The organism is Burkholderia sp. USMB20 (genome assembly GCF_000949135.2).
Taxonomy (GTDB): Bacteria; Pseudomonadota; Gammaproteobacteria; order Burkholderiales; family Burkholderiaceae; genus Burkholderia.
Genome location: NZ_JTAN02000019.1, coordinates 165,530 through 184,513, shown reverse-complemented (window position 1 = coordinate 184,513; position 18,984 = coordinate 165,530). Strand labels below are relative to the sequence as shown.

Sequence of the window (18,984 nt, the reverse complement as noted above, 5' to 3'; positions counted from 1 at the left end):
ACGATGCGACTCGACTTGATTCAGGCGGACGGCTCGACGCGCCTGCGGCACGCGGCAGGCCAGGTTCCGGCTGCCGTGGTTGACGTGGACGAACCGCGCTGGCTCGACATCGCGCATGCCGCGCGGAGCGAACGAAGCCGGCTCGTCGCGATGTGGGGCGGCGAAACGCGCGCGCGCGTATTTTCGGTCAATGCGGCGTACGAATGCGACGACGGCGTCCTGTGGGTGCGTCTCGCGACCGGGCCGGAACCGCGGGCCGACGGCGACTATCCCGATCTCGCGGGCATGTTTCCCGCCGCGACGCGCATGCAGCGCGCCATTTTCGACCTGACCGGCCTGCGCGCGCGCGATGCGCGCGACACGCGCCCGTGGCTCAATCACGGCAACTGGCCCGACGACTACTTTCCGCTGCAGAAGCAGGCAACCGGCATCGAGCGATTCGAATCGAACGAAGCGGATTATCCGTTCGTGCAGGTGGCCGGCGACGGCGTGCATGAAATCGCGGTCGGGCCGATTCACGCCGGCATCATCGAGCCGGGCCATTTCCGGTTTTCCGTCGTCGGCGAGAAGGTGCTGCGGCTCGAGGAACGGCTCGGCTATGTACATCGCGGCGTCGAACGGCTGTTCGAACGGACGGCCGCATCGAACGGCCATCGCGTTGCGGGCCGGATCGCCGGCGACTCGACCGTCGCGTTCTCGTGGGCTTATTGCATGGCGCTCGAACAGGCATGCGGCACGGCCGTGCCGGCGCGTGCGCTGGTGCTGCGCGCCCTCCTGCTCGAGCGCGAGCGCATCGCCAATCACCTCGGCGACCTCGGCGCGCTCGGCAACGATGCCGGATTCGCGTTCGGTCTCGCGCAGTTCTCGCGGCTCAAGGAGAACTGGATCCGGACCAACGGCGGCGTCTTCGGGCATCGCTACCTGATGGACCGGATCGTGCCGGGCGGGCTGGCCGTCGACATCGATCCGGAAGACGCGGCGATCCTCACCGAACAGTGCGAACGCATTGCACGCGACGTGCACGTGATGCGCAAGATCTACGAGGACCAGTCCGGGCTGCAGGACCGGTTTCTCGGCACCGGCCGCCTGAACGCCGACGTCGTCGCGCATTTCGGCGTGCGCGGCATGGCCGCCCGCGCCAGCGGCCAGAGCTTCGACGTGCGCGCGAACCTGCGGCCGGCCCCGTACCACGACCTGGCCGTCCAGGCCGCAAGCGATGCGCGCGGCGACGTTGCGGCGCGGGTCGCCGTGCGGTTTGCCGAAATCGACGAATCGCTGCGCCTGATGACCGACCTGCTCGCGAATCTTCCGGAGGGGCCGATCGCCGCCGCCGTCATGCCCGCGGCGGCGCCATCCGCGGGCATCGGCTGGGTGGAAGGCTGGCGCGGCGACGTGTTCGTCGCGCTCGAGACGGCATCGGGCGATGCCATCGCGCGCTGCCATTGCCACGATCCGTCCTGGCAGAACTGGCCGGCGCTCGAGCACGCGATCATCGGCAACATCGTTCCCGATTTCCCGCTGATCAACAAGTCGTTCAACCTGAACTACGCGGGGCACGATCTCTGATGTGGCAACTCATCCGTCAATTCGCGCGCACCGACTTTCCCGACGAACCCGTGCCGGCCACCGAAGCCGCATGGCGACACGAGGCGCAGCAGATTCGTCAGGACATACTCGACCTCCTCGGCCGCGCCTTGTGCATCCGGCAGATCGACGCGGGTTCGTGCAACGGTTGCGAGTTGGAGATCCACGCGCTGAACAACCCGTACTACAACATCGAAGGGCTCGGGATCAAATTCGTCGCCAGCCCGCGCCATGCGGACCTGCTGCTCGTGACCGGCCCCGTCACGCTGAACATGAAGGCCGCCGTGCTTGCCGCGTACGACGCCACGCCGGCGCCGAAACTCGTCGTCGCGGCCGGCGAGTGCGCATGCACGGGCGGCATCTTTGCCGACAGCTATGCGGTGTGCGGCCCCGTTTCGTCGGTGCTGCCCGTCGACGTGACCATCCCCGGATGCCCGCCCCCTCCGGTCGATTTGCTGCGCGGCATCCTGACCGCCTGCCGATCACGCGGAGCTTGAAGCGGATGCCCGCAGCAATCCTTCAGGCGGCCGATGAGGCGCGGATATCCGGATCCATGACGTCGTCTCGTTCGAACGCAAGCCGGCCCCGGCGCACTGCCACCGAACGATCCGCGTGCAAACGGAAACGCGATGCTCACGCGCGTCGCGACGCGCGGTATCGGTATCCCTGCAACTTTTATTGAGGCGAAGGAAAACTGTATGACTGAAAAAGGAAAAGACCAGATCGTGCGTGCGTTCCGCGCGGTCTTCCTGGCGTTTCTCGGCGTCAACAAACGAAAGAATCTCGAAGCGGATGCCACGCAACTCAACCCGTTCGCGGTAGTCATTGCCGCGTTCGTTGCGCTTGGCGCATTCATTGCGCTGCTGCTGATCGTCGTTCATCTGGTCGTGGGTTGACGGTTCGCCGCCACGAATGCGCGAGCTCGCCACGGCAACGCACCGGCCAGGTCGCGCGCATGCCCGTTCGCTACGGCGCGAAGATCGGCAGGCCCGGTGCGATTGGGTCGCCCGGCTCGATCGGCCGGTTCTCCCTTCTCCCGTATCGGATCGGCGATCCAGATCACCGGCGCCCGGCGCACCGGTCGACGCGCGACCGAATGCCGCGCATCACCGCCCGATCGGCAGCCCCGTCGGTTCGATCCACCCGAGCCGGTACGCGATCAGCAGCGACAGGAACAGCGTGATCGACAAGCCCACGCGCGCCGCCAGCGACCACGCCATCCGCTTGCTTCCGCCGCGGTCGTGATTCATGAAATACAACGCGAAAACCAGGCTTCCGATAATCATCACGAAAGCCGCCGAAACCAGCGCAATCTTCATTGTTTGTGTTCCTCCAGACCCGAATCGGTCTTCAGCAGTTCGGCCAGCCTTTGCCGCTCGGCAGCGACGTCGGCGACGCCCGACGCCGGCCAGTCCAGCGCCACGCCATTACCCAGCGAATCGCGCACGAGCGTCTGGTAATGGCGGTCGCTGATCCGGCCCTGCTCCATCGCTTCCGATATCTCATGCCGAAACGGTAGCGGAAAGCTCGCGTATCCGCGCGACAGCGCGGCATATTGCCGCGCGTCGATCTCTTTCGACGACGGCACGACGGCCCACACCACGACGGCCACGATGGCTGCAAACGGAATCGCCGTATAGCGGAGAACGAACTTGATCGGGGTCATGAGGCGGATATCGGAGTGGCGTGTAGCGGAGTGGCGTGTAGTAATGGCGAAGCAGCGGCCAGGCAGCGCCGCGGTGACGGCCCGCACGGGCCGCATGGAAACGGAAGCGGCCGGCACCCATCGCGCAAAAGCCGGCGCCGCTTGGGCAGGCCGGCGCCGGCAGCCACGTCCGACATTGTACTTAAAGCCCCATACGGCCAACAGGGTATGATAATCCGGTTATCATGTTTGCCGCGCGATCGACGATCCGTTCTCAGCGCGCGAATGCCGGCGTCGCGAGTTCGCTCGCACACCACAATCGCGCATTCGGACAGAGCGGCAAAAACGGATGGATTATAATTTGATTAACATATCGACCGCGCCCGCCTCACGATGGAAACGAAAACCGCCCGCCTGACCGTCCTGATCGACCCCGCGAAGAAAGAAGCGTTCGACCTGCTCTGCGCGGAGCAGGATCTCACGCCGTCGCAAGTCGTGCGTCAGTTGATCCGCGAGTATCTCGACAAACACGGCGTCACGTACAAGACGAAGAGCACGCTCGGCAAGCGGGTGAAGTAAGCCCGGCCGAACCCGGCGCCGTCACGCGCAGATCTCCCACCGTGCATGTTCACGCGCGCGCCACACGAGCCGCGCGGGATCGATGCCCTCCCCGGCCTTCATGCGCCGGGCGGTGGACGACAGATTGAGCGCGCCGGCCGAACCGAACCCGAGCGCGCGTTCGAGCAGGATCCGCAGCGACGGCAACGGGTTGCCGTTCTTCCATGCGAACGCGATGAAGTTGTTGTCGTCGCCGCACGGCACCAGCGCATACGAATCGTCGAACACCGCGCGCAGTTGCTCGAGATGCCGCGGCAACGCAGGATCGTCGTCCATGAAGTTGATCGCGAGCACGCCCGTTTCGCTCAGCCGCGCACGGCACGCGTCGAGAAAGGCCACGCCCGTGCAACTGCCCGGCATGCCGTCGGCAACGAACGCGTCGTGCAGGATCACGTCCGCCCGGACCTCGGGCCTTGCCACGTAGTCGGCGCCGTCCGCGCAGACCACCGCGAAGCGCGCGTCGTCCTGCGGAATCCGGAACACGTCGCGCAGCGCGATCACGTCCGGGTTGATCTCGATCGCGTCGATCGCCGTGTCGGGCAGGTGCCGATAGCAGTATTTCGCGAGCGATCCGCCGCCGAGCCCGATCATGCAGATGCGCGCCGGCACCGGCTGCAGCAGCAAGAAACCCATCATCACGCGCGTATAACCGAGTTCGAGCCTGACCGGATCCTGCAGCGACATGAAGCTCTGCGTGCCGAAGTGGTCGAAGTGCAGCGACACCGCGTGCTTCGTCTCGAGCACGAACGGCCGGCCGTCGTTCAACGGCATCGCCAGGAACTGCAGGAATGCGTCATAGGACGCTCGATCCTCGCTCATGCTCGGCAGGCCCGGTTGATCGGAGCGTCGGTCGCGCCGCGTGCGGTCATACCTTCTTCAGGTAGCAGGCCTTCAGCATGAAGCCGCCCATGTCGGTCTTGCAATCGACTTCGTGATCGCCGCCGACGAGACGGATGCTCTTCACCTTGGTGCCCATCTTCAGCGTGATCGACGAGCCCTTCACGCGCAAATCCTTGATCAGCACGACGGAATCGCCGTCCGACAGCACGTTGCCGTTCGCATCCTTGACGACGTCGCCCGCCGGTTCGTCGCCCGCTTCGGCGCCGGCGCCGGCCGACCATTCATGGCCGCAGTCCGCGCACACGTAAAGCGTGCCGTCCGGGTAGGTGTTTTCCATCGCGCATTGCGGGCAGGCGGGGGCGGCGTTCATTGCAGCTTCCATTCGGTGGGGGTTCAGGTCAATCGAAAAAAAATACCGGGCACGCAAGCACGTGGCCCGGACCGCGCGCGCACCGCTGCGATCCACGGATCGGCAGGGCAGCGCAACGCGCACACGACATTATAATGCAATACACATAATCCAGTTGCCGTATTATAATCGTCAGCCTTCGATCATTCGCCGGACTTGATGGCGGTTTCGCTGAGGATGTCGACATGTTCGAGATGAATGCCGCACCGGCACCCGATGCACGGCGCGCGGCGCCCCGTCGGGAAGCCGCGCGCCGCGCGTTCGCGCCGTGCTGCCGGCCGGCCATTGCACGCCGTTCCGGCGATTTTCCCCGAGGCTGATCCGCACGTGGCAACCGTCGTCTACGTTGAAATCGGCCCCGCATGGAACCGCGGCCGTGCGGCCGCGTCCCGCGACGCGATCGTCGCGGCGGCGCACCGCTTCCAAAGCGAGATACTGCTGCTCGCCAACGGGCTCAGCGGCAGCGCGAAGGACGCAACGGCCATCGCGGCGCTGCAGATGCATGGCGGCACGTCGGCGCAGATGCTTGCCACCGGCCCCGACGAGGAAGCCGCGCTCCAGGCGCTGTTGCCGCTGCTGCAGGCGGGCTGACGCCCCGGCGCGCCGCGTCGCCCGATCCCACGGCCTCGTGCCGTTCACCCTGAATCACCCGTCCCCTGAGGAAGCGATGAACGACAACGTCACGTCCAATACCCCCAACCTGTCCGCGTCCGCGCTCTGGGCGCTCGAGCGCCTCGCCGACGTGCGCTACGGCCGCGATGCGCCGGCGCTCGGCTGGTCGGTCGAGCAGGAACTCGTCGGCGCGGGCTTCGTCAGCCATGCCGCGCATGGCCGTTCCGGAGCATCGATCACCGCGCACGGCCGCAACTTCCTGAAAAGCCGGAAGTAGGAAACAGGAAACGGCCGGCACGGGCGCGCCGCCGTCACGCGGCCGCCATCCCGTGCCGCCCCCCCGTCGGGCGACGGCTATTCCGGCGATGCGATTCGCATGCCCCGCTGCCGGCGGGGATTTGCGGCCGCGCCGCGGTTTCCGCGGTATCGTACGGGACCCAAGCGCGGCGCACCGTGCCGCCTTCGCCTTCCTTTCCTCATGGAACGCCCGATGACCTCCCGCGCCCTGCCGCCCGTCACGTCCCCGCCGGTTCTCGACACGCCCCGCCTGATCCTCGAAGGCCATCCGCTCGGCGACTTCGACGCGCTTGCCGCGATGTGGACCGAGCCGACCGTCGTCGAGCACATCTTCAACGGCAAGCCGTCGGCGCCGCGCGACTCGTGGATGCGGCTGCTCGCGTATCGCGGGCTGTGGCCGCTGCTCGGCTACGGCTACTGGGCGATCCGCGAGAAGACAACGGGCCGCTATGTCGGCGATCTCGGCTTCGCCGACTTCCACCGCGCGGTCGAGCCGCCGATTCGCGGCGTGCCGGAAGCCGGCTGGGCGCTCGCGAGCTGGGCGCACGGCAAGGGCTATGCGACCGAGGCGCTGGCGCATGCGCTCGGCTGGCTCGATGCGCAGAACCGGTTCGAACGCAGCGTGTGCCTGATCGCACCGACCAACGTCGCGTCGATCCGCGTCGCGCAGAAGGCCGGGTATGCCGATCCGGTGCGGATCCGCTTCAACGACGCCGATTCGCTGCTGTTTTCGCGCGCGTGCCGCTAGGCACGATGCCGCTGTCGCCGCCGACGACGGAACGCGCAACGATCGCGAGCCAGCGCAACCCTTGCATGCCGCGGGTCGGTGCGCCCGCCGCCGTCACGTGTCCGCCGGCTTGTCGCCGAGCGCGGACGACGCCGGATTCTCCGGCTCGCGCGCGAGGCCTTGCGCGAACACCTTCAACCCTTCGAGCAGCGGCGTCAGCGCGTCCCACAGCGCTTCATCGTGCAACAGCCGGTACGCGCCGCGCACGCCGGGCGCGACGTGTTCATGCTCGGCCGGCTGCCACGCGCCGATGTGATGCAGCGCGTCGGCGGCCGCGAACACGGCCTTGCCGAACTGCTCCGGCGGAATCCGCGACAGCGCCGTCACGAGTGCCGCGAGGTTCTGCATGCCGCTTTGCATGCCGGGCTTGTCGAACGCGCCGACGAACGTCTCGGCCATCTGCGCATTCGCGCTGACGACCTCGTTCGCGAAGCGCAGGAAGCCATGGCGGTGGAGGCTGCCGAGCAGGCTTTCGAGCGCGTGGTGCGCGTCGGGCTCCGGTGCCGGGGGCGTCGTGGCGGGATAGGGACGATCGGTCATCAGCGGTTCTCCGGATGAGGCGCGGCGTGACGGACGTTGCGGCCGCCACGCGTGCGCCGGATTCGTGTCGTGCTTCGTTCACCGCGCCCGCCGGCGCGCAGCCGATGTCGCCGTCAGTGCGTCGGGCCGCCGGGCGGCGCCTTGTATTCGCTGCGTGCGCCCATCGCGTCCTCGACGGTCTGCACACCGCGCAGCGCGGCCACGCCGTCGACGACGGCATGCCGTTCCGCTTCTTCCACCTGCCCGCTCAGGCGCACGTGCCCGTGCTCGACGGTCACGTCGACGTCACGCGGACGCCCGACCAGATGGCCCAGCGCGGCACGCACGCGTTCGGTGACCAGTGCGTCGTCCGCGTCGCCGGCGAGCCAGTCGGCGCGCAGCCCCGCGATCGCGCCGCGCGCATGGTCGGCCGCGCGCTTCGCCTGCGTATTCGCGTAGTCGACCACGCCGTGGCGGCCCGCGGCAGCCTTGTCGCGCACGTACGCGCGCCGCCGCCGGCCCGACGCCGGATCGAGGAAATACATCGCCGCCGCGCCGCACGCGACGGCTACCGCGAGATTCAACAACGGGTTGTTCGAGCGTGTTCTGGAAGTCATGGGAGCACCGTGGTCGATACCCGGGACAGCCGGGCTTCGCCGACACGTGCAGCATGAGCCGTTCCTCGCCGCAACGCCGCCGCCGCGGCGGCGTTGCGCGCACGCCGGTGCGGCATCCGGGCCGCGTGGCTTACTCTGCGACGGGGCGATCGAAATGACAAGCGCTTGAAAATTCCGCGACCGGCGAGCACCGTCGGCCGTGGACGGTGCCGGGCGCGAAAACCGCGGCATGCGTCGTTGACGCGCGTCGAATGGCGCGGTACACGAGCCGGCCGAGGCCTGCGAGCCGGTTCATGCGTGAGCGTCGGGCGACGTGCGTTGCCGCCGCGCGTGCGTATCCGTGTCGCGGGCGGGCATGTGACTGACCGTTAGTTGCAATTGTAGGATCACCCGCCGGGGTCCTGACCGCGGGCATGCGGCGTCCGCCGTCGGTCATGCCCACGCCCCCTGCGCGGATGCGGCCCGCCGCGACACGACCGACCGTGCCCGCTCAACCGCGTGATGGCCGGCGCTCACGGCGTCGCGCCGTGCATCTTCTGCCAGCGCTCCATCAACGCGATCTCGTCGCGCTGCGCGGCGACGATGCGGCTCGCGAGCTGCCGCAGCGTCGGGTCCTTGCCGTACTTCAGCTCGACCCGTGCCATGTCGATCGCACCCTGGTGATGCGGCGCCATCTGCGACACGAAATCGCGATCGGCGTCGCCGGAATAACGCGCGCCCTCCATCGCATCCATCATCCTGCGGTCGGCGCGCTTGTACGCCTGGGTCGAGGTGTCGGGAACGGTCACGGTGTCGGGCGGGCGCAATTGCCCCCCGGCCGGCGATACGGCTGCCGCGGCGGCGACCAGCAGTGCGCAGGCAGCGCAGTGCCGGGCCGCGCGCACCGGGCGGCGGGTGAATGCATCCATGTCACGGCTCCTCGGGAATTGAACGGTCGGTTGCCTGCTCTTCGCGTGCAACGCCTGCCTGCAACGCCCGTACCCGACGCAGCCGGCACGCCCGCACGGCACGCGCATTGCGCGACGCCCGGCAACGCCGCGCACGGCGATCGCCTGCACGCGGCGCATCGGCTCATCCCGAACCAAGGAGAAACGGCATGGCGACAGTGGCGGATTTCATCGTCGAGCGACTGTATGACTGGGGCGTGCGCCGCATCTACGGCTACCCGGGCGACGGCATCAACGGCTTCTTCGGCGCGCTCAGCCGGGCCGAGGACAAGATCGCGTTCGTGCAGGCGCGCCACGAGGAGATGGCCGCCTTCATGGCGTCCGCGCATGCAAAATTTACAGGCGAGCTCGGCGTGTGCGTCGCGACCTCGGGCCCCGGCGCCACGCACCTCGTGACCGGCCTGTACGACGCGCGGCTCGACCACATGCCGGTGCTCGCGATCGTCGGCCAGCAGGCGCGCGCGGCGCTCGGCGGCCACTACCAGCAGGAAGTCGACCTGCCGGCGCTGTTCAAGGACGTTGCGGGCGCATTCGTCCAGCTTGCCGTCGTGCCGGGCCAGGTGCGCCACCTGGTCGACCGCGCGGTGCGCATCGCGCTCGGTGCGCGCACGGTCACCGCACTGGTGCTGCCGAACGACCTCCAGTCGCTCGACTACACGCCGCCGAAGCGCGCGCACGGCACCGTGCATTCGGGGATCGGCTACACGCCACCGAAGGTGGTGCCCTATCCCGACGAGCTGCAGCGCGCGGCCGACGTGCTCAATGCCGGCAAGCGCGTCGCGATGCTGGTCGGCGCGGGCGCGCTGCGTGCGACCGACGAGGTGATCGCGGTGGCCGACCGCCTCGGCGCGGGCGCGGCGAAGGCGCTGCTCGGCAAGGCGGCGCTGCCCGACGACCTGCCGTGGGTGACCGGCTCGATCGGGCTGCTCGGCACCCGGCCGAGCTACGAGCTGATGAGCGAATGCGACACGCTGCTCGTCGTGGGCTCCGGTTTCCCTTATTCGGAATTCCTGCCGAAGGAAGGCGAGGCGCGCGGCGTGCAGATCGACCTGAAGGCCGACATGCTGAGCCTGCGTTACCCGATGGAGGTCAACCTCGTCGGCGACAGCGCGGAGACGTTGCGCGCGCTGCTGCCCCTGCTGAAGGAACGGGACGACACCGGCTGGCGCGACCGGATCGCGAAATGGAATACGGACTGGCGCGACACGCTCGCGGCACGCGCGACCGCGAAGGCGAGCCCCGGTCGCGGCGTGAATCCGCAGCGCGCGTTCACCGAACTGTCGCCACGGCTGCCCGGCGACGTGATCCTGACGAGCGATTCGGGCTCCTGCGCAAACTGGTATGCGCGCGACCTGATGATGCGGCGCGGGATGATGGGCTCGCTGTCCGGCGGGCTTGCGTCGATGGGCGCCGCCGTGCCGTATGCGATCGCCGCCAAGTTCGCGCACCCGGCGCGCCCCGTGATCGCGATGGTCGGCGACGGCGCGATGCAGATGAACAACATGGCCGAGCTGATCACCGTCGCGAAGTACTGGCGGCAATGGCCCGATCCGCGCTGGATCTGCATGGTGCTGAACAACGAGGACCTGAACCAGGTCACGTGGGAGCAGCGCGTGATGGAAGGCGACCCGAAGTTCGACGCATCGCAGCAGATTCCGGATGTGCCGTACTATCGCTTCGCGACGCTGCTCGGGTTGAAGGGCATCTACGTCGACGACCCGGCGCAGCTCGGCGCCGCGTGGGACGAGGCGCTCGCGTCCGACCGTCCGGTCGTGCTCGAGGTCAAGAGCGATCCGGAAGTGCCGCCGCTGCCGCCGCACGTGACGCTGCAGCAGGCGAAGCACTTCGCGCAAACGCTGGTGAAGGGCGACGCACGCGAGGCGAACGTGATCGTCGAGACCGCGCGGCAGGTTCTGTCGGCCGTGCTGCCGGGCAACGGCGAACACGGTGGCAAGGGCGGGACAAGCCGGTCGTAGCGCATCACGGGCGGGACGGCGCGGTGCGCGTGTCGTGCCGCCCCGTCGCGTGCGGCGCGGCGCAGCGCGGTGGGTCAGCCGATGTCGACGTCGTCGCCGCCGTCCTGCAGCGCGAGCGCCGCGTTGACCAGGCCGACCTGCGCGAGCGCGAACGGGAAATTCCCGCACATGCGCCGCGCCTTCACGTCGTACTCCTCGGCCAGCAGACCGACGTCGTTGCGCAGGCGCAGCAGCCGCTCGAACAACGCGTGCGCGTCGGCGTCGCGTCCCTGCATCCGGTACACCTGCACCAGCCAGAAGCCGGCCGCGACGAACGCCCCCTCGTTGCCCTCGCAACCATCGTCGAAGCGTGGCGGGCGATAACGGAACGGCAGGCCGTCCTCGACCAGCTCGCGCTCGATCGCGGCGACCGTCGCCGCGACGCGCGGGTCGGACGCGTCGAGCATCCCCGTCAGCGGAATCAGCAGCAGGCTCACGTCGAGCCCGTCACCGTCGTAGCGGTCGACGAAGCGGCCGAGTTTCGCGTGGTAGCCGCGCGCGAGGACGTCCGCATGCACGGTGTCGGCCAAGCGCCGCCACGCGTCGAGCGGCGCGTGATGATCGAACGCGTGCGCGGAGCGGCACGCGCTTTCGACGGCCGCCCATACCATCACCTTCGACGACGTGAACGGGTGCCGGCCGCTGCGCACTTCCCAGATCCCTTCGTCCGGCTCGCGCCAGATCGTCGCGAGATGCGCGAGCAGCCGCCGCTCGAGCATCCATGCGTCGTCGTCGGGCGGCAGCCCGTGCCGGCGCGCCTGGTACAGCGCGGCCAGCACTTCGCCGTACACGTCGAGCTGCAGTTGTTCGGCCGCCGCGTTGCCGAAGCGCACCGGTCGCGCGCCTTCGTAACCGGCCAGGTGCGCGGCTTCCCATTCGTCCGCCCGCCGGCCGCCGTCGGCCGCGTACAGCACCTGCAATTGCGCCGGATGATCGGCGATCGCGCGCACCAGCCAGTCGCGCCAGCGCGCCGCCTCGTCGCGGTAGCCGCAGCGCACCAGCGCGCGCAGCGTGAAGCTCGCGTCGCGCAGCCAGCAGTACCGGTAGTCCCAGTTGCGCATGCCGCCGAAGGATTCGGGCAGCGAGCTCGTCGGCGCCGCGACGATGCCGCCGGTGCGCACGCTCGACAGCAGCTTCACCGTGATCAGCGCGCGCTCGATCGCGTCGCGATACGGGCCTTGCGCCGTATTGCACGTCGACCAGGCGCGCCACGACGCGAGCGTGTCGCGCAGCGACGCGTACGCATCCGGCAAGGGCGGCGGCCGGTCATATGAACGCGCATAGCTGATGCAGAAATCCGCGCGCTCGCCCGCGGCGATCCGCTGCGTGCCGACGAGCCGGTCGTCCCGCACGTCGAGGTGCGCGTCGGTATCGAGCCACATCGCATCGCCGCCCGTCATCATCCGCCAGCGCCGGCCGAGCCGCCGGCACCACGGCAGCGCGTGGCCATAGTCGAAGCGCACGCCGAGATCGACGTCGAGTTCGACCGTGCCGCGCTCGCCGCGCACGCTGCGGATCAGGCACGGGTCGGGCGCCGCCCAGTTCATCCAGTCGATCACGACGACGCGGCCGGACGACGTCTCGAACGTCGTTTCGAGCACCGCGCTGCCGGGCAGGTAGCGGCGCGTCGCGCGGGCCCCCGGCTCGCGCGGCCCGATGCGGAAGCGGCCGTTGTCCGGCGTGCCGACGAGTGCGGCAAAGCATGGCGGCGAATCGAAGTCCGGCCAGCACAGCCAGTCGATGCTGCCGCCGAGCCCGACGAGTGCGGCACTGCGTCCGTCGCCGATCAGCGCGTAGTCCTCGATTAGCATCGCGCTCACCGGTTCAGCTTGCGCGCGGCGGCGTCGCCGACGTCGACGGCGATCGGCGGCGCCTCGACGCCATGCGCGCACACTTCGCATGCGGTGTCGTGCAGCGTGCGCGGATCGCGGGCAGGCAGCGCGACCTTGGCAGCGCGTCGCGCGAACGCATGAGTGGCGGCCCGGCCGCGCCCGGCACTCGCACTCGTGATCGCGACGGTCCTCACGGTCGATTCCTCCTGTTTGTTCGCGGTGGCCGGCACGCCGCCGAGACATTCCCGGGTTGCCGGCCGTAACACGATCGGCGTAGCAAACTGCGTGCCGGATATCGCACGGGCCGCGGCACCCTGCCCCCGAACGATGAACCGTCGCCCGATTTACAAGCCGGCTGTAACGCGCTGCACGTTGCGTGCACAACGCCGGGCGCCTCGCCTGCGCGCCGTCCGCGCACGGAACTTGCTCCGCCGCGAACGGTTTGTCGTCACGCCGCCGGATCCGGCAAGGAGTCGCCTTTGCTCGTCCCGCCGTTCATGAATGCGTGCCGTATTGCCGATACCGCCGGTATTGCCGGCATCGCCGGCATCGCCGGCATCGCCGCGGCCGCGTGCATCGTCGCGCCGCGGGCAGCGCGTGCGGCCGACGCTTCTGCGTCACCCGCCGGCCCGCTGCCGCTCGCGTACGTCGCGCATGCTGCCGGCCCCGCTGCAGATCCGGTGCTCGTGCTCGGCTGGGCCTTGCTCGCGCTGTGCACGTTCGTCTGCGCGGCGATCGCGGTGCTGCTGTTGATCGCGATGTTTCGCCGCCGCGCTCAGGCGGGCGGCGGTCACGGCAGCGGGCTCGCGATCGTGACGGTCGGCTCCGCGATCTCGATCGCGCTGCTGTTCGGCGCGCTGGTCTACATGCTGCGCGTGCTCGGCGCGGTCGCAGCGCCGCCGCGTCCGCCCACGCTCACGATCGTCGTGACCGCGCACGACTGGTGGTGGGCCGTCCGCTATCCGGACGACGCGGGCGGCGCCGCGTTCGTCACCGCGAACGAGATCCACATCCCGGTCGGCGAACCCGTCGCGGTCGAACCGAAGAGTGCGGACGTGATCCATGCGTTCTGGGTCCCGCAACTGGCCGGCAAGACGCAGACGATCCCGGGCCAGACGAATCACCAGTGGCTGCAGGCCGACCGGCCGGGCGTCTATCGCGGACAGTGCTCGCAATACTGCGGCGCGCAGCACGCGCACATGGCGTTCGAGGTCGTGGCCGAACCGCCCGATGCGTTTCGCGCGTGGCTCGCCGCGCAGCGGCAGCCGGCGCCTGCCCCGGCGGCCGGCGCCGAGCAGCGCGCCAGCGCCTGTTCGCCGCGCGCTGCGCGGGCTGCCATGCCGTACGTGGCACGACGCGGCCGGCGACGCGGGCCCCGACCTGTCGCATCTCGGGTCGCGCCGGCTGCTCGCGGCCGGCACGCTGGACAACACGCCCGACAACCTGCGGCGCTGGCTCGCGCAGGCGCAGCAGATCAAGCCGCAGACGCTGATGCCGTCGTTCGCGCTCGCGCCGCGCGACGCCGACGATCTCGCCGCGTATCTCGCGACGCTGCACTGAACGGAGGATGACGATGGCCGTTGCCCGCGACCCGCCCGCCCCGCTCAGCCGCGTGCCGGACTTGGGCGAAGCGCCGCCCGGATCCGCGCACGAGCGCGAACTGGCCGGCCTGTGGGAATCGGAACCCGGCTGGCGCGGCTGGGTCGGCACGGTCGACCACAAGCGCATCGGGCTGCGCTACATCGTCACCGCGTTCGCGTTCCTGCTGCTCGGCGGCGTCGAGGCGCTCGTGATGCGCATCCAGCTCGCGCGGCCGGATGCGACGGTGCTCACGCCCGCGCAATACGACGCGCTGTTCACGATGCACGGCGTCACGATGATCTTCCTGTACGCGCTGCCGGTGCTGTCCGGCTTCGCGAACTATCTGTGGCCGCTGATGCTCGGCTCGCGCGACATGGCGTTCCCGCGCCTGAACGCTTTCTCGTACTGGGCGTTCCTGTTCGCCGGGCTGTTCCTGTATGCGAGCTTCCCGCTCGGCGCGGTGCCGGACGGCGGCTGGTTCAATTACGTGCCGCTCACGTCGCTCGACTACAGCGCCGGCGCGAACATCGACATCTATGCGCTCGGCATGATCCTGCTCGGCGTCTCGACGACCGGCGGCGCCGCGAACTTCGTCGTCACGCTGCTGCGGATGCGCGCGCACGGGATGTCGATCGACCGGCTGCCGATCATCGTGTGGGGCACGCTCACCGCATCGGTCGCGAACCTCGTCGCGGTGCCGTCCGTGAGCCTCGCGTTCCTGCTGCTGTGGCTCGACCGCAATGCCGGCACGCACTTCTTCGATGTCGCGAACGGCGGGCGGCCGCTGTTGTGGCAGCACCTGTTCTGGATGTTCGCGCACCCGTGGGTGTACGTGGTCGTGCTGCCCGCGATGGGGATCGTGTCGGACGCGCTGCCGACCTTCTGCCGCCGGCCGCTCGTCGCCTACGAGGCCGTCGCGGTATCGACGGTGGCGACGATGCTGATCGGCTTCGAGGTGTGGGTCCACCACATGTTCGCGACCGGCATCGCGCCGCTCGCGCTCGCGTTCTTCGGCGCGGCGAGCATGCTGATCTCGATCCCGAGCGCGGTCGCGGTGTTCGCATGGCTCGCGACGATCTGGACCGGCCGCCCGGTGTTCCGCACGCCGTTCCTGTATTTCGCGGGCTTCGTGCTGATGTTCGTGATCGGCGGCGTGTCCGGCGTGATGACGGCCGCGGTGCCGCTCGACTGGCAGCTGACCGACACGTATTTCGTCGTCGCGCACCTGCATTACGTGCTGCTCGGCATCAACGTGTTCCCGGTGCTCGGCGGGCTCACGTACTGGTTCCCGAAATTCACTGGACGCATGATGAACGAACGGTTCGGATACCTGACGTTCTGGGTGGTTCTGGTAGGCTTCAACCTCGGCTTCTTCCCGATGCACGTCTCCGGGCTGCTCGGGATGCCGCGCCGCATCTATACCTATCCGTCCGGAATGGGCTGGGACACGTCGAACCTGCTGACGACGATCGGCTCGTTCGTGTTCGGCATCGGGATCGTGATGTTCGTCGTCAACGCGCTGGTCAGCGCGCGGCGCGGCGCGCGCGCCGGCGGGAATCCGTGGGGCGCGGCCGGGCTCGAATGGTCGGTCGCGTCGCCCGCGCCCGTGTACAACTTCGCGGTGCTGCCGCTCGTGGCGTCGCGGCACCCGCTGTGGGAAACGCGCGACGACGCGAAGCGCACCAGCGTGCAGGTCGGCTACCGGCTCGCCGACGGGCGCGAGGCGCTCGCGGTCACGCCGCTCGCGGCGACGCCGAGCGCGATCCTGAAGATGCCCGAAGACAGCAGCGTGCCGCTCGTGCTCGCGCTGCTCGCGCCGCGGTGTGCGCCGCGATGCTGGCGCGCTCGCCGACGCTCGTGTGCGCGGCCGTCGCCGGCTGCGCGATCGGGACGCCGTGTGGCTGTGTCCACGCCGCACGCTCGGGCAGCGCGCACGCCTGCCGGCCCGCGATACCACGCAGGCGCGTCGGCGCCGCCGGCTGGATCCGGAACGGCGCCGTCGGCCGCGGTGCCGCCGGCGCGCCGGCGCGTGCGTCGAGCCGTTGCCGGTCGCAGTTATGGCGAACGCGCGGGCGGCTGGTGGGGCGTCATCACGCTGATCGTGACCGAGGCCGGACTGTTCGGCTACCTGCTGTTCTGCTATTTCTACCTGCAGTCGCAAGCGGCCGCGCCGTGGCCGCCCGAAGGGATGCCTAAGCTCGGACTCGCGGCCGGAAATACGGTCGTGCTGTTGTCGAGCAGCGGGTTCGTGTGGCTCGCCGAGCGCGCGGTGCGGGCCGGCAGGCAGGCCCGCGCGGTGGCCGCGCTCGCCGTCGCGCTGGCGCTCGGCGTCGCGTTCGCGCTCGTGCAACTGCACGAGTGGCGCGACCATCCGTACGGCCCGACCGCGCATCTGTACGGCAGCCTGTACTTCACGATCACCGGCTTCCACCTCGCACACGTGGTGGCCGGCCTCGTGATCCTCGCGCTGCTCGCCGGGTGGACCGCCGCCGGCTTCTTCGGCCGCGAGCGACGCGTCGCGCTGACGGTCGGCGGGCTCTACTGGCACTTCGTCGACATCGTGTGGCTGTTCATCTTCACCGCGCTGTACGTGTCGCCGTACTGGCTCAGGAGCCCGGGATGAACGGCGCGCGACGCTCGTGGACGCCCTTGCTCGCGATCGCGGCCGGCCTGGTCGGCGCGCCCGCGCTGTGGTTCGCGCAGATGCTCGCATCCGAAACGCTCGCGTCGACCGCCTGCTATCCGCTCGGCGTCGCGCAGGCGGTGCCGCGCTGGGCGCACGTCGGCGTGTGGCTCGCGCTGATCGCCGCGTGCGCGTTCGCGCTGGCGGCCGTCTTCGCCACGTGGCTCGTGCGCACCTGGCAACGCCGGCATGACGCCGATGTGGAGGCCGCGACGCGCGACGACAGCACGCGATTCCTCGCGCGCTGCGGGATGCTCGCCGCGCTCGGGTTCGTGATCGGTCTCGTGTTCACGGGGATCGTCACCGCTTTCCTGGGGCCGTGCAGTCCATGGCGCTGATCTCGTTCGCTGCGCTCGCTTCGATCGTTTCGCGCCCGGCGCGTCTCGTTCCGCGGCGCCGCGCCGGCGTTGCGCTCGCCGCGTGCGCCGCGCTCGCCGCATGCGACATGCAGCGCGACGACCACGCGATGTCCGCCGGCGATACGGCCGACGCCGCGTCGGCGGCCGAAGCAGCCGAGCCCGCATCGGGCTGGCGGTTCGTGAAGATTCGCGCGGCAGCCGATGCCGGGGCATCGATGTCGGCGCGGGTGGAAAGCGACCGGCGGCTGTCGCGGTCGCGCGATGCGACGGCGTCGGATTCGGCATCGTCGGGGGCGTCCGCCACGCCGCGCGATGCGGCATCCGCGGCGTCCGCGGCCGCCGCCCGTCGCCCGGTCGTCGCCGCCGCCGCCGCGAGCGCCGATGCCGCGACCATCGCGCGCGGCCGCTATCTCGCGTTCGCCGGCGACTGTGCGGCCTGCCACGACGCGGCCGACCACACGCCGTACGCGGGCGGCCAGCCGGTGAATTCCCCGTTCGGACCGATCTATGCGCCGAACATCACGCCGGACACGGTGCACGGCATCGGCGACTACACGCTGCGGCAGTTCGACGACGCGTTGCGGCGCGGCGTGCGCGCGGACGGCAGCCGGCTCTATCCGGCGATGCCGTACCCGTCGTTCGCGCGCATGACCGACGACGACGTGCGCGCGCTGTATGCGTATTTCATGCGCGGCGTGGCGCCGTCCGCGAGCGCTGCGAAGCTCACGCAACTGCCGTTTCCGTTCAACCAGCGCTGGGCGCTCGCGCTGTGGAGCCTCGCGTTCGCGAACCACGACCGTTTCGCGCCGCAGCCGTCGCAATCGCCGGAATGGAATCGCGGCGCGTATCTCGTGCAGGGGCTCGGGCACTGCGGCGCATGCCATACGCCGCGCGGCCCGGCCTACAACGAGCGCGGCTACGACGAACGCAGTCCCGCGTTCCTGACGGGCGGCATCAACGATCACTGGTTCGCGCCGAACCTGACCGGCGCGGATGCGGACGGCCTCGGGCGCTGGACCACCGACGACCTCGCCGCGTTCCTGCGCAGCGGCCACGCGGTGCGCGGTGCCGTGTTCGGCGCGATGGCACCGGTCGTCGCCGAGAGCACCGCGCGGCTGACGGATGCGGACCGCCACGCGATCGCCGTGTACCTGAAGTCGTTGCCCGCGCAACCGACCGCCGCGACGAATCCGCTCGGCGTCGGCGTCCCGCGGCTGACGGCCGCCGGGCCGCGGCCGGAAGGCGGCCAGCAGGCGCCGGGAGCCGGCGTGTATGCAGCATTCTGTGCGCGTTGCCACGGCGCCGACGGCGCGGGCGTGCCCGAGCGCGGGCCGCCGCTCGCCGGCAATTCCGCCGTGCTCGCGGCCGATCCGACCAGCGCGATCCGGATCGTCGTGGAAGGCGCACGGCCGGCGCCCGGCACGCACGGGCCCGTGCAGCGGATGCCGGCGATGCGCGGTGCGCTGACCAGCAGCGAGATCGCCGCGGTGATCAGCTATGTGCGCGGCGCGTGGGGCAATCGCGCCGCACCGGTGTCGGAGCAGGATGTGAGACGGTTGCGGGCGGCGATCCACCGCTGAACCCCGGTCGCGATCGACATGTATGACTAATCGAACCGTACGAACCGGACCGGCCGGTT

19 protein-coding genes and 2 pseudogenes are annotated in these 18,984 nt (G+C 69.7%); 12 read left to right on the top strand and 9 right to left on the bottom strand.

Annotation, left to right across the window (positions count from 1 at the left end):
- Positions 1-3 precede the first annotated feature (3 nt).
- From PL79_RS25355 to PL79_RS25345, 3 genes are all read left to right on the top strand, one after another.
- Positions 4-1,566: a hydrogenase large subunit gene (locus tag PL79_RS25355; protein ID WP_044843452.1), complete on the top strand. Its 1,563-nt coding sequence runs from the start codon at positions 4-6 to the stop codon at positions 1,564-1,566.
- Entirely contained in the window at positions 1,566-2,081 is a 516-nt protein-coding gene (locus PL79_RS25350; protein ID WP_044843451.1) for an NADH-quinone oxidoreductase subunit B family protein, read from the top strand. Before PL79_RS25355 ends, PL79_RS25350 begins: the two co-directional genes overlap by 1 nt.
- 201 nt (positions 2,082-2,282) lie before the next feature.
- Positions 2,283-2,480: a DUF2970 domain-containing protein gene (locus tag PL79_RS25345; RefSeq protein WP_044843450.1), complete on the top strand. Its 198-nt coding sequence runs from the start codon at positions 2,283-2,285 to the stop codon at positions 2,478-2,480.
- A 210-nt stretch (positions 2,481-2,690) separates the two neighbouring features.
- Here the strand turns inward: PL79_RS25345 and PL79_RS25340 are convergent, their stop codons facing one another.
- Positions 2,691-2,903, bottom strand: coding sequence for a DUF2909 domain-containing protein (locus tag PL79_RS25340; protein WP_044843449.1), 213 nt, complete (start codon positions 2,901-2,903; stop codon positions 2,691-2,693).
- Complete coding sequence (locus tag PL79_RS25335) at positions 2,900-3,250, bottom strand: hypothetical protein (RefSeq protein WP_044843448.1); 351 nt, start codon at positions 3,248-3,250, stop codon at positions 2,900-2,902. Before PL79_RS25335 ends, PL79_RS25340 begins: the two co-directional genes overlap by 4 nt.
- A 372-nt stretch (positions 3,251-3,622) precedes the next feature.
- Here PL79_RS25335 and PL79_RS25330 point away from each other — a divergent pair, with 372 nt between their 5' ends.
- Positions 3,623-3,808, top strand: a complete 186-nt coding sequence (locus PL79_RS25330) for a ribbon-helix-helix protein, CopG family (RefSeq protein ID WP_044843447.1) — start codon at positions 3,623-3,625, stop codon at positions 3,806-3,808.
- A gap of 21 nt (positions 3,809-3,829) precedes the next feature.
- Here PL79_RS25330 and PL79_RS25325 read toward each other — a convergent pair whose 3' ends face one another.
- Entirely contained in the window at positions 3,830-4,666 is an 837-nt protein-coding gene (locus tag PL79_RS25325; protein WP_044843446.1) for a spermidine synthase, read from the bottom strand.
- Positions 4,667-4,712: 46 nt separating this feature from the next.
- A complete protein-coding gene (locus tag PL79_RS25320) occupies positions 4,713-5,057 on the bottom strand; it encodes a zinc ribbon domain-containing protein YjdM (RefSeq protein WP_044843445.1) in 345 nt (114 codons plus the stop codon).
- Between the two features lie 366 nt (positions 5,058-5,423).
- Between PL79_RS25320 and PL79_RS25315 the strand changes: the two genes are divergently transcribed.
- The 3 genes from PL79_RS25315 to PL79_RS25305 all read left to right on the top strand — a co-directional run bounded on the left by PL79_RS25315 (position 5,424) and on the right by PL79_RS25305 (position 6,753).
- Complete coding sequence (locus PL79_RS25315; protein WP_044843495.1) at positions 5,424-5,687, top strand: HPr family phosphocarrier protein; 264 nt, start codon at positions 5,424-5,426, stop codon at positions 5,685-5,687.
- A 76-nt stretch (positions 5,688-5,763) separates the two neighbouring features.
- Complete coding sequence (locus tag PL79_RS25310; protein WP_044843444.1) at positions 5,764-5,985, top strand: hypothetical protein; 222 nt, start codon at positions 5,764-5,766, stop codon at positions 5,983-5,985.
- A 213-nt stretch (positions 5,986-6,198) separates the two neighbouring features.
- Positions 6,199-6,753 carry a GNAT family N-acetyltransferase gene (locus PL79_RS25305; protein ID WP_235879327.1) on the top strand — a complete coding sequence of 185 codons (555 nt, stop codon included), beginning with the start codon at positions 6,199-6,201 and terminating at the stop codon, positions 6,751-6,753.
- Between the two features lie 93 nt (positions 6,754-6,846).
- Here the strand turns inward: PL79_RS25305 and PL79_RS25300 are convergent, their stop codons facing one another.
- The 3 genes from PL79_RS25300 to copM form a co-directional block, all read right to left on the bottom strand.
- Positions 6,847-7,332 (bottom strand): hypothetical protein, encoded by a 486-nt coding sequence (locus tag PL79_RS25300; protein ID WP_044843442.1) that lies wholly within the window; start codon positions 7,330-7,332, stop codon positions 6,847-6,849.
- Between the two features lie 113 nt (positions 7,333-7,445).
- On the bottom strand, positions 7,446-7,928 hold the full coding sequence (locus PL79_RS25295) for a BON domain-containing protein (RefSeq protein ID WP_044843441.1): 483 nt from the start codon (positions 7,926-7,928) through the stop codon (positions 7,446-7,448).
- Between the two features lie 512 nt (positions 7,929-8,440).
- The gene (gene copM, locus PL79_RS25290; RefSeq protein ID WP_044843440.1) at positions 8,441-8,836 is read right to left on the bottom strand and encodes a CopM family metallochaperone; all 396 of its coding nucleotides are present in this window, start codon (positions 8,834-8,836) and stop codon (positions 8,441-8,443) included.
- 188 nt (positions 8,837-9,024) lie between these two features.
- On the opposite strand from copM, the gene PL79_RS25285 reads away from it, so the two are divergent.
- Entirely contained in the window at positions 9,025-10,851 is a 1,827-nt protein-coding gene (locus PL79_RS25285) for a thiamine pyrophosphate-requiring protein (protein ID WP_044843439.1), read from the top strand.
- A gap of 74 nt (positions 10,852-10,925) precedes the next feature.
- Here PL79_RS25285 and PL79_RS25280 read toward each other — a convergent pair whose 3' ends face one another.
- Together PL79_RS25280 and PL79_RS25275 are read right to left on the bottom strand one after the other, a co-directional pair.
- Positions 10,926-12,701 (bottom strand): glycoside hydrolase family 15 protein, encoded by a 1,776-nt coding sequence (locus PL79_RS25280; protein WP_044843494.1) that lies wholly within the window; start codon positions 12,699-12,701, stop codon positions 10,926-10,928.
- A 5-nt stretch (positions 12,702-12,706) separates the two neighbouring features.
- The gene (locus PL79_RS25275; protein WP_235879326.1) at positions 12,707-12,916 is read right to left on the bottom strand and encodes an SDR family NAD(P)-dependent oxidoreductase; all 210 of its coding nucleotides are present in this window, start codon (positions 12,914-12,916) and stop codon (positions 12,707-12,709) included.
- A gap of 303 nt (positions 12,917-13,219) precedes the next feature.
- Here PL79_RS25275 and coxB point away from each other — a divergent pair.
- The 4 genes and pseudogenes from coxB to PL79_RS25255 all read left to right on the top strand — a co-directional run bounded on the left by coxB (position 13,220) and on the right by PL79_RS25255 (position 18,925).
- A pseudogene (gene coxB, locus PL79_RS25270) lies at positions 13,220-14,282 on the top strand (cytochrome c oxidase subunit II).
- A gap of 13 nt (positions 14,283-14,295) precedes the next feature.
- A pseudogene (gene ctaD / locus PL79_RS25265) lies at positions 14,296-16,926 on the top strand (cytochrome c oxidase subunit I).
- Positions 16,923-17,324, top strand: coding sequence for a hypothetical protein (locus tag PL79_RS25260; RefSeq protein ID WP_044843436.1), 402 nt, complete (start codon positions 16,923-16,925; stop codon positions 17,322-17,324). The pseudogene ctaD and the gene PL79_RS25260 overlap by 4 nt, the downstream one beginning before the upstream one ends.
- Entirely contained in the window at positions 17,315-18,925 is a 1,611-nt protein-coding gene (locus PL79_RS25255) for a cytochrome c (protein ID WP_044843435.1), read from the top strand. Before PL79_RS25260 ends, PL79_RS25255 begins: the two co-directional genes overlap by 10 nt.
- Positions 18,926-18,984: the final 59 nt, after the last annotated feature.

Excerpts from the sequence above, each read along its gene's own strand:
- PL79_RS25355 (WP_044843452.1), top strand. The coding sequence starts at position 4 with ATGCGACTCGACTTGATTCAGGCGGACGGCTCGACGCGCCTGCGGCAC.
- PL79_RS25350 (WP_044843451.1), top strand. The coding sequence starts at position 1,566 with ATGTGGCAACTCATCCGTCAATTCGCGCGCACCGACTTTCCCGACGAA.
- PL79_RS25345 (WP_044843450.1), top strand. The coding sequence starts at position 2,283 with ATGACTGAAAAAGGAAAAGACCAGATCGTGCGTGCGTTCCGCGCGGTC.
- PL79_RS25340 (WP_044843449.1), bottom strand. The coding sequence starts at position 2,903 with ATGAAGATTGCGCTGGTTTCGGCGGCTTTCGTGATGATTATCGGAAGC.
- PL79_RS25335 (WP_044843448.1), bottom strand. The coding sequence starts at position 3,250 with ATGACCCCGATCAAGTTCGTTCTCCGCTATACGGCGATTCCGTTTGCA.
- PL79_RS25330 (WP_044843447.1), top strand. The coding sequence starts at position 3,623 with ATGGAAACGAAAACCGCCCGCCTGACCGTCCTGATCGACCCCGCGAAG.
- PL79_RS25325 (WP_044843446.1), bottom strand. The coding sequence starts at position 4,666 with ATGAGCGAGGATCGAGCGTCCTATGACGCATTCCTGCAGTTCCTGGCG.
- PL79_RS25320 (WP_044843445.1), bottom strand. The coding sequence starts at position 5,057 with ATGAACGCCGCCCCCGCCTGCCCGCAATGCGCGATGGAAAACACCTAC.
- PL79_RS25310 (WP_044843444.1), top strand. The coding sequence starts at position 5,764 with ATGAACGACAACGTCACGTCCAATACCCCCAACCTGTCCGCGTCCGCG.
- PL79_RS25305 (WP_235879327.1), top strand. The coding sequence starts at position 6,199 with ATGACCTCCCGCGCCCTGCCGCCCGTCACGTCCCCGCCGGTTCTCGAC.
- PL79_RS25300 (WP_044843442.1), bottom strand. The coding sequence starts at position 7,332 with ATGACCGATCGTCCCTATCCCGCCACGACGCCCCCGGCACCGGAGCCC.
- PL79_RS25295 (WP_044843441.1), bottom strand. The coding sequence starts at position 7,928 with ATGACTTCCAGAACACGCTCGAACAACCCGTTGTTGAATCTCGCGGTA.
- copM (WP_044843440.1), bottom strand. The coding sequence starts at position 8,836 with ATGGATGCATTCACCCGCCGCCCGGTGCGCGCGGCCCGGCACTGCGCT.
- PL79_RS25285 (WP_044843439.1), top strand. The coding sequence starts at position 9,025 with ATGGCGACAGTGGCGGATTTCATCGTCGAGCGACTGTATGACTGGGGC.
- PL79_RS25280 (WP_044843494.1), bottom strand. The coding sequence starts at position 12,701 with ATGCTAATCGAGGACTACGCGCTGATCGGCGACGGACGCAGTGCCGCA.
- PL79_RS25260 (WP_044843436.1), top strand. The coding sequence starts at position 16,923 with ATGAACGGCGCGCGACGCTCGTGGACGCCCTTGCTCGCGATCGCGGCC.
- PL79_RS25255 (WP_044843435.1), top strand. The coding sequence starts at position 17,315 with ATGGCGCTGATCTCGTTCGCTGCGCTCGCTTCGATCGTTTCGCGCCCG.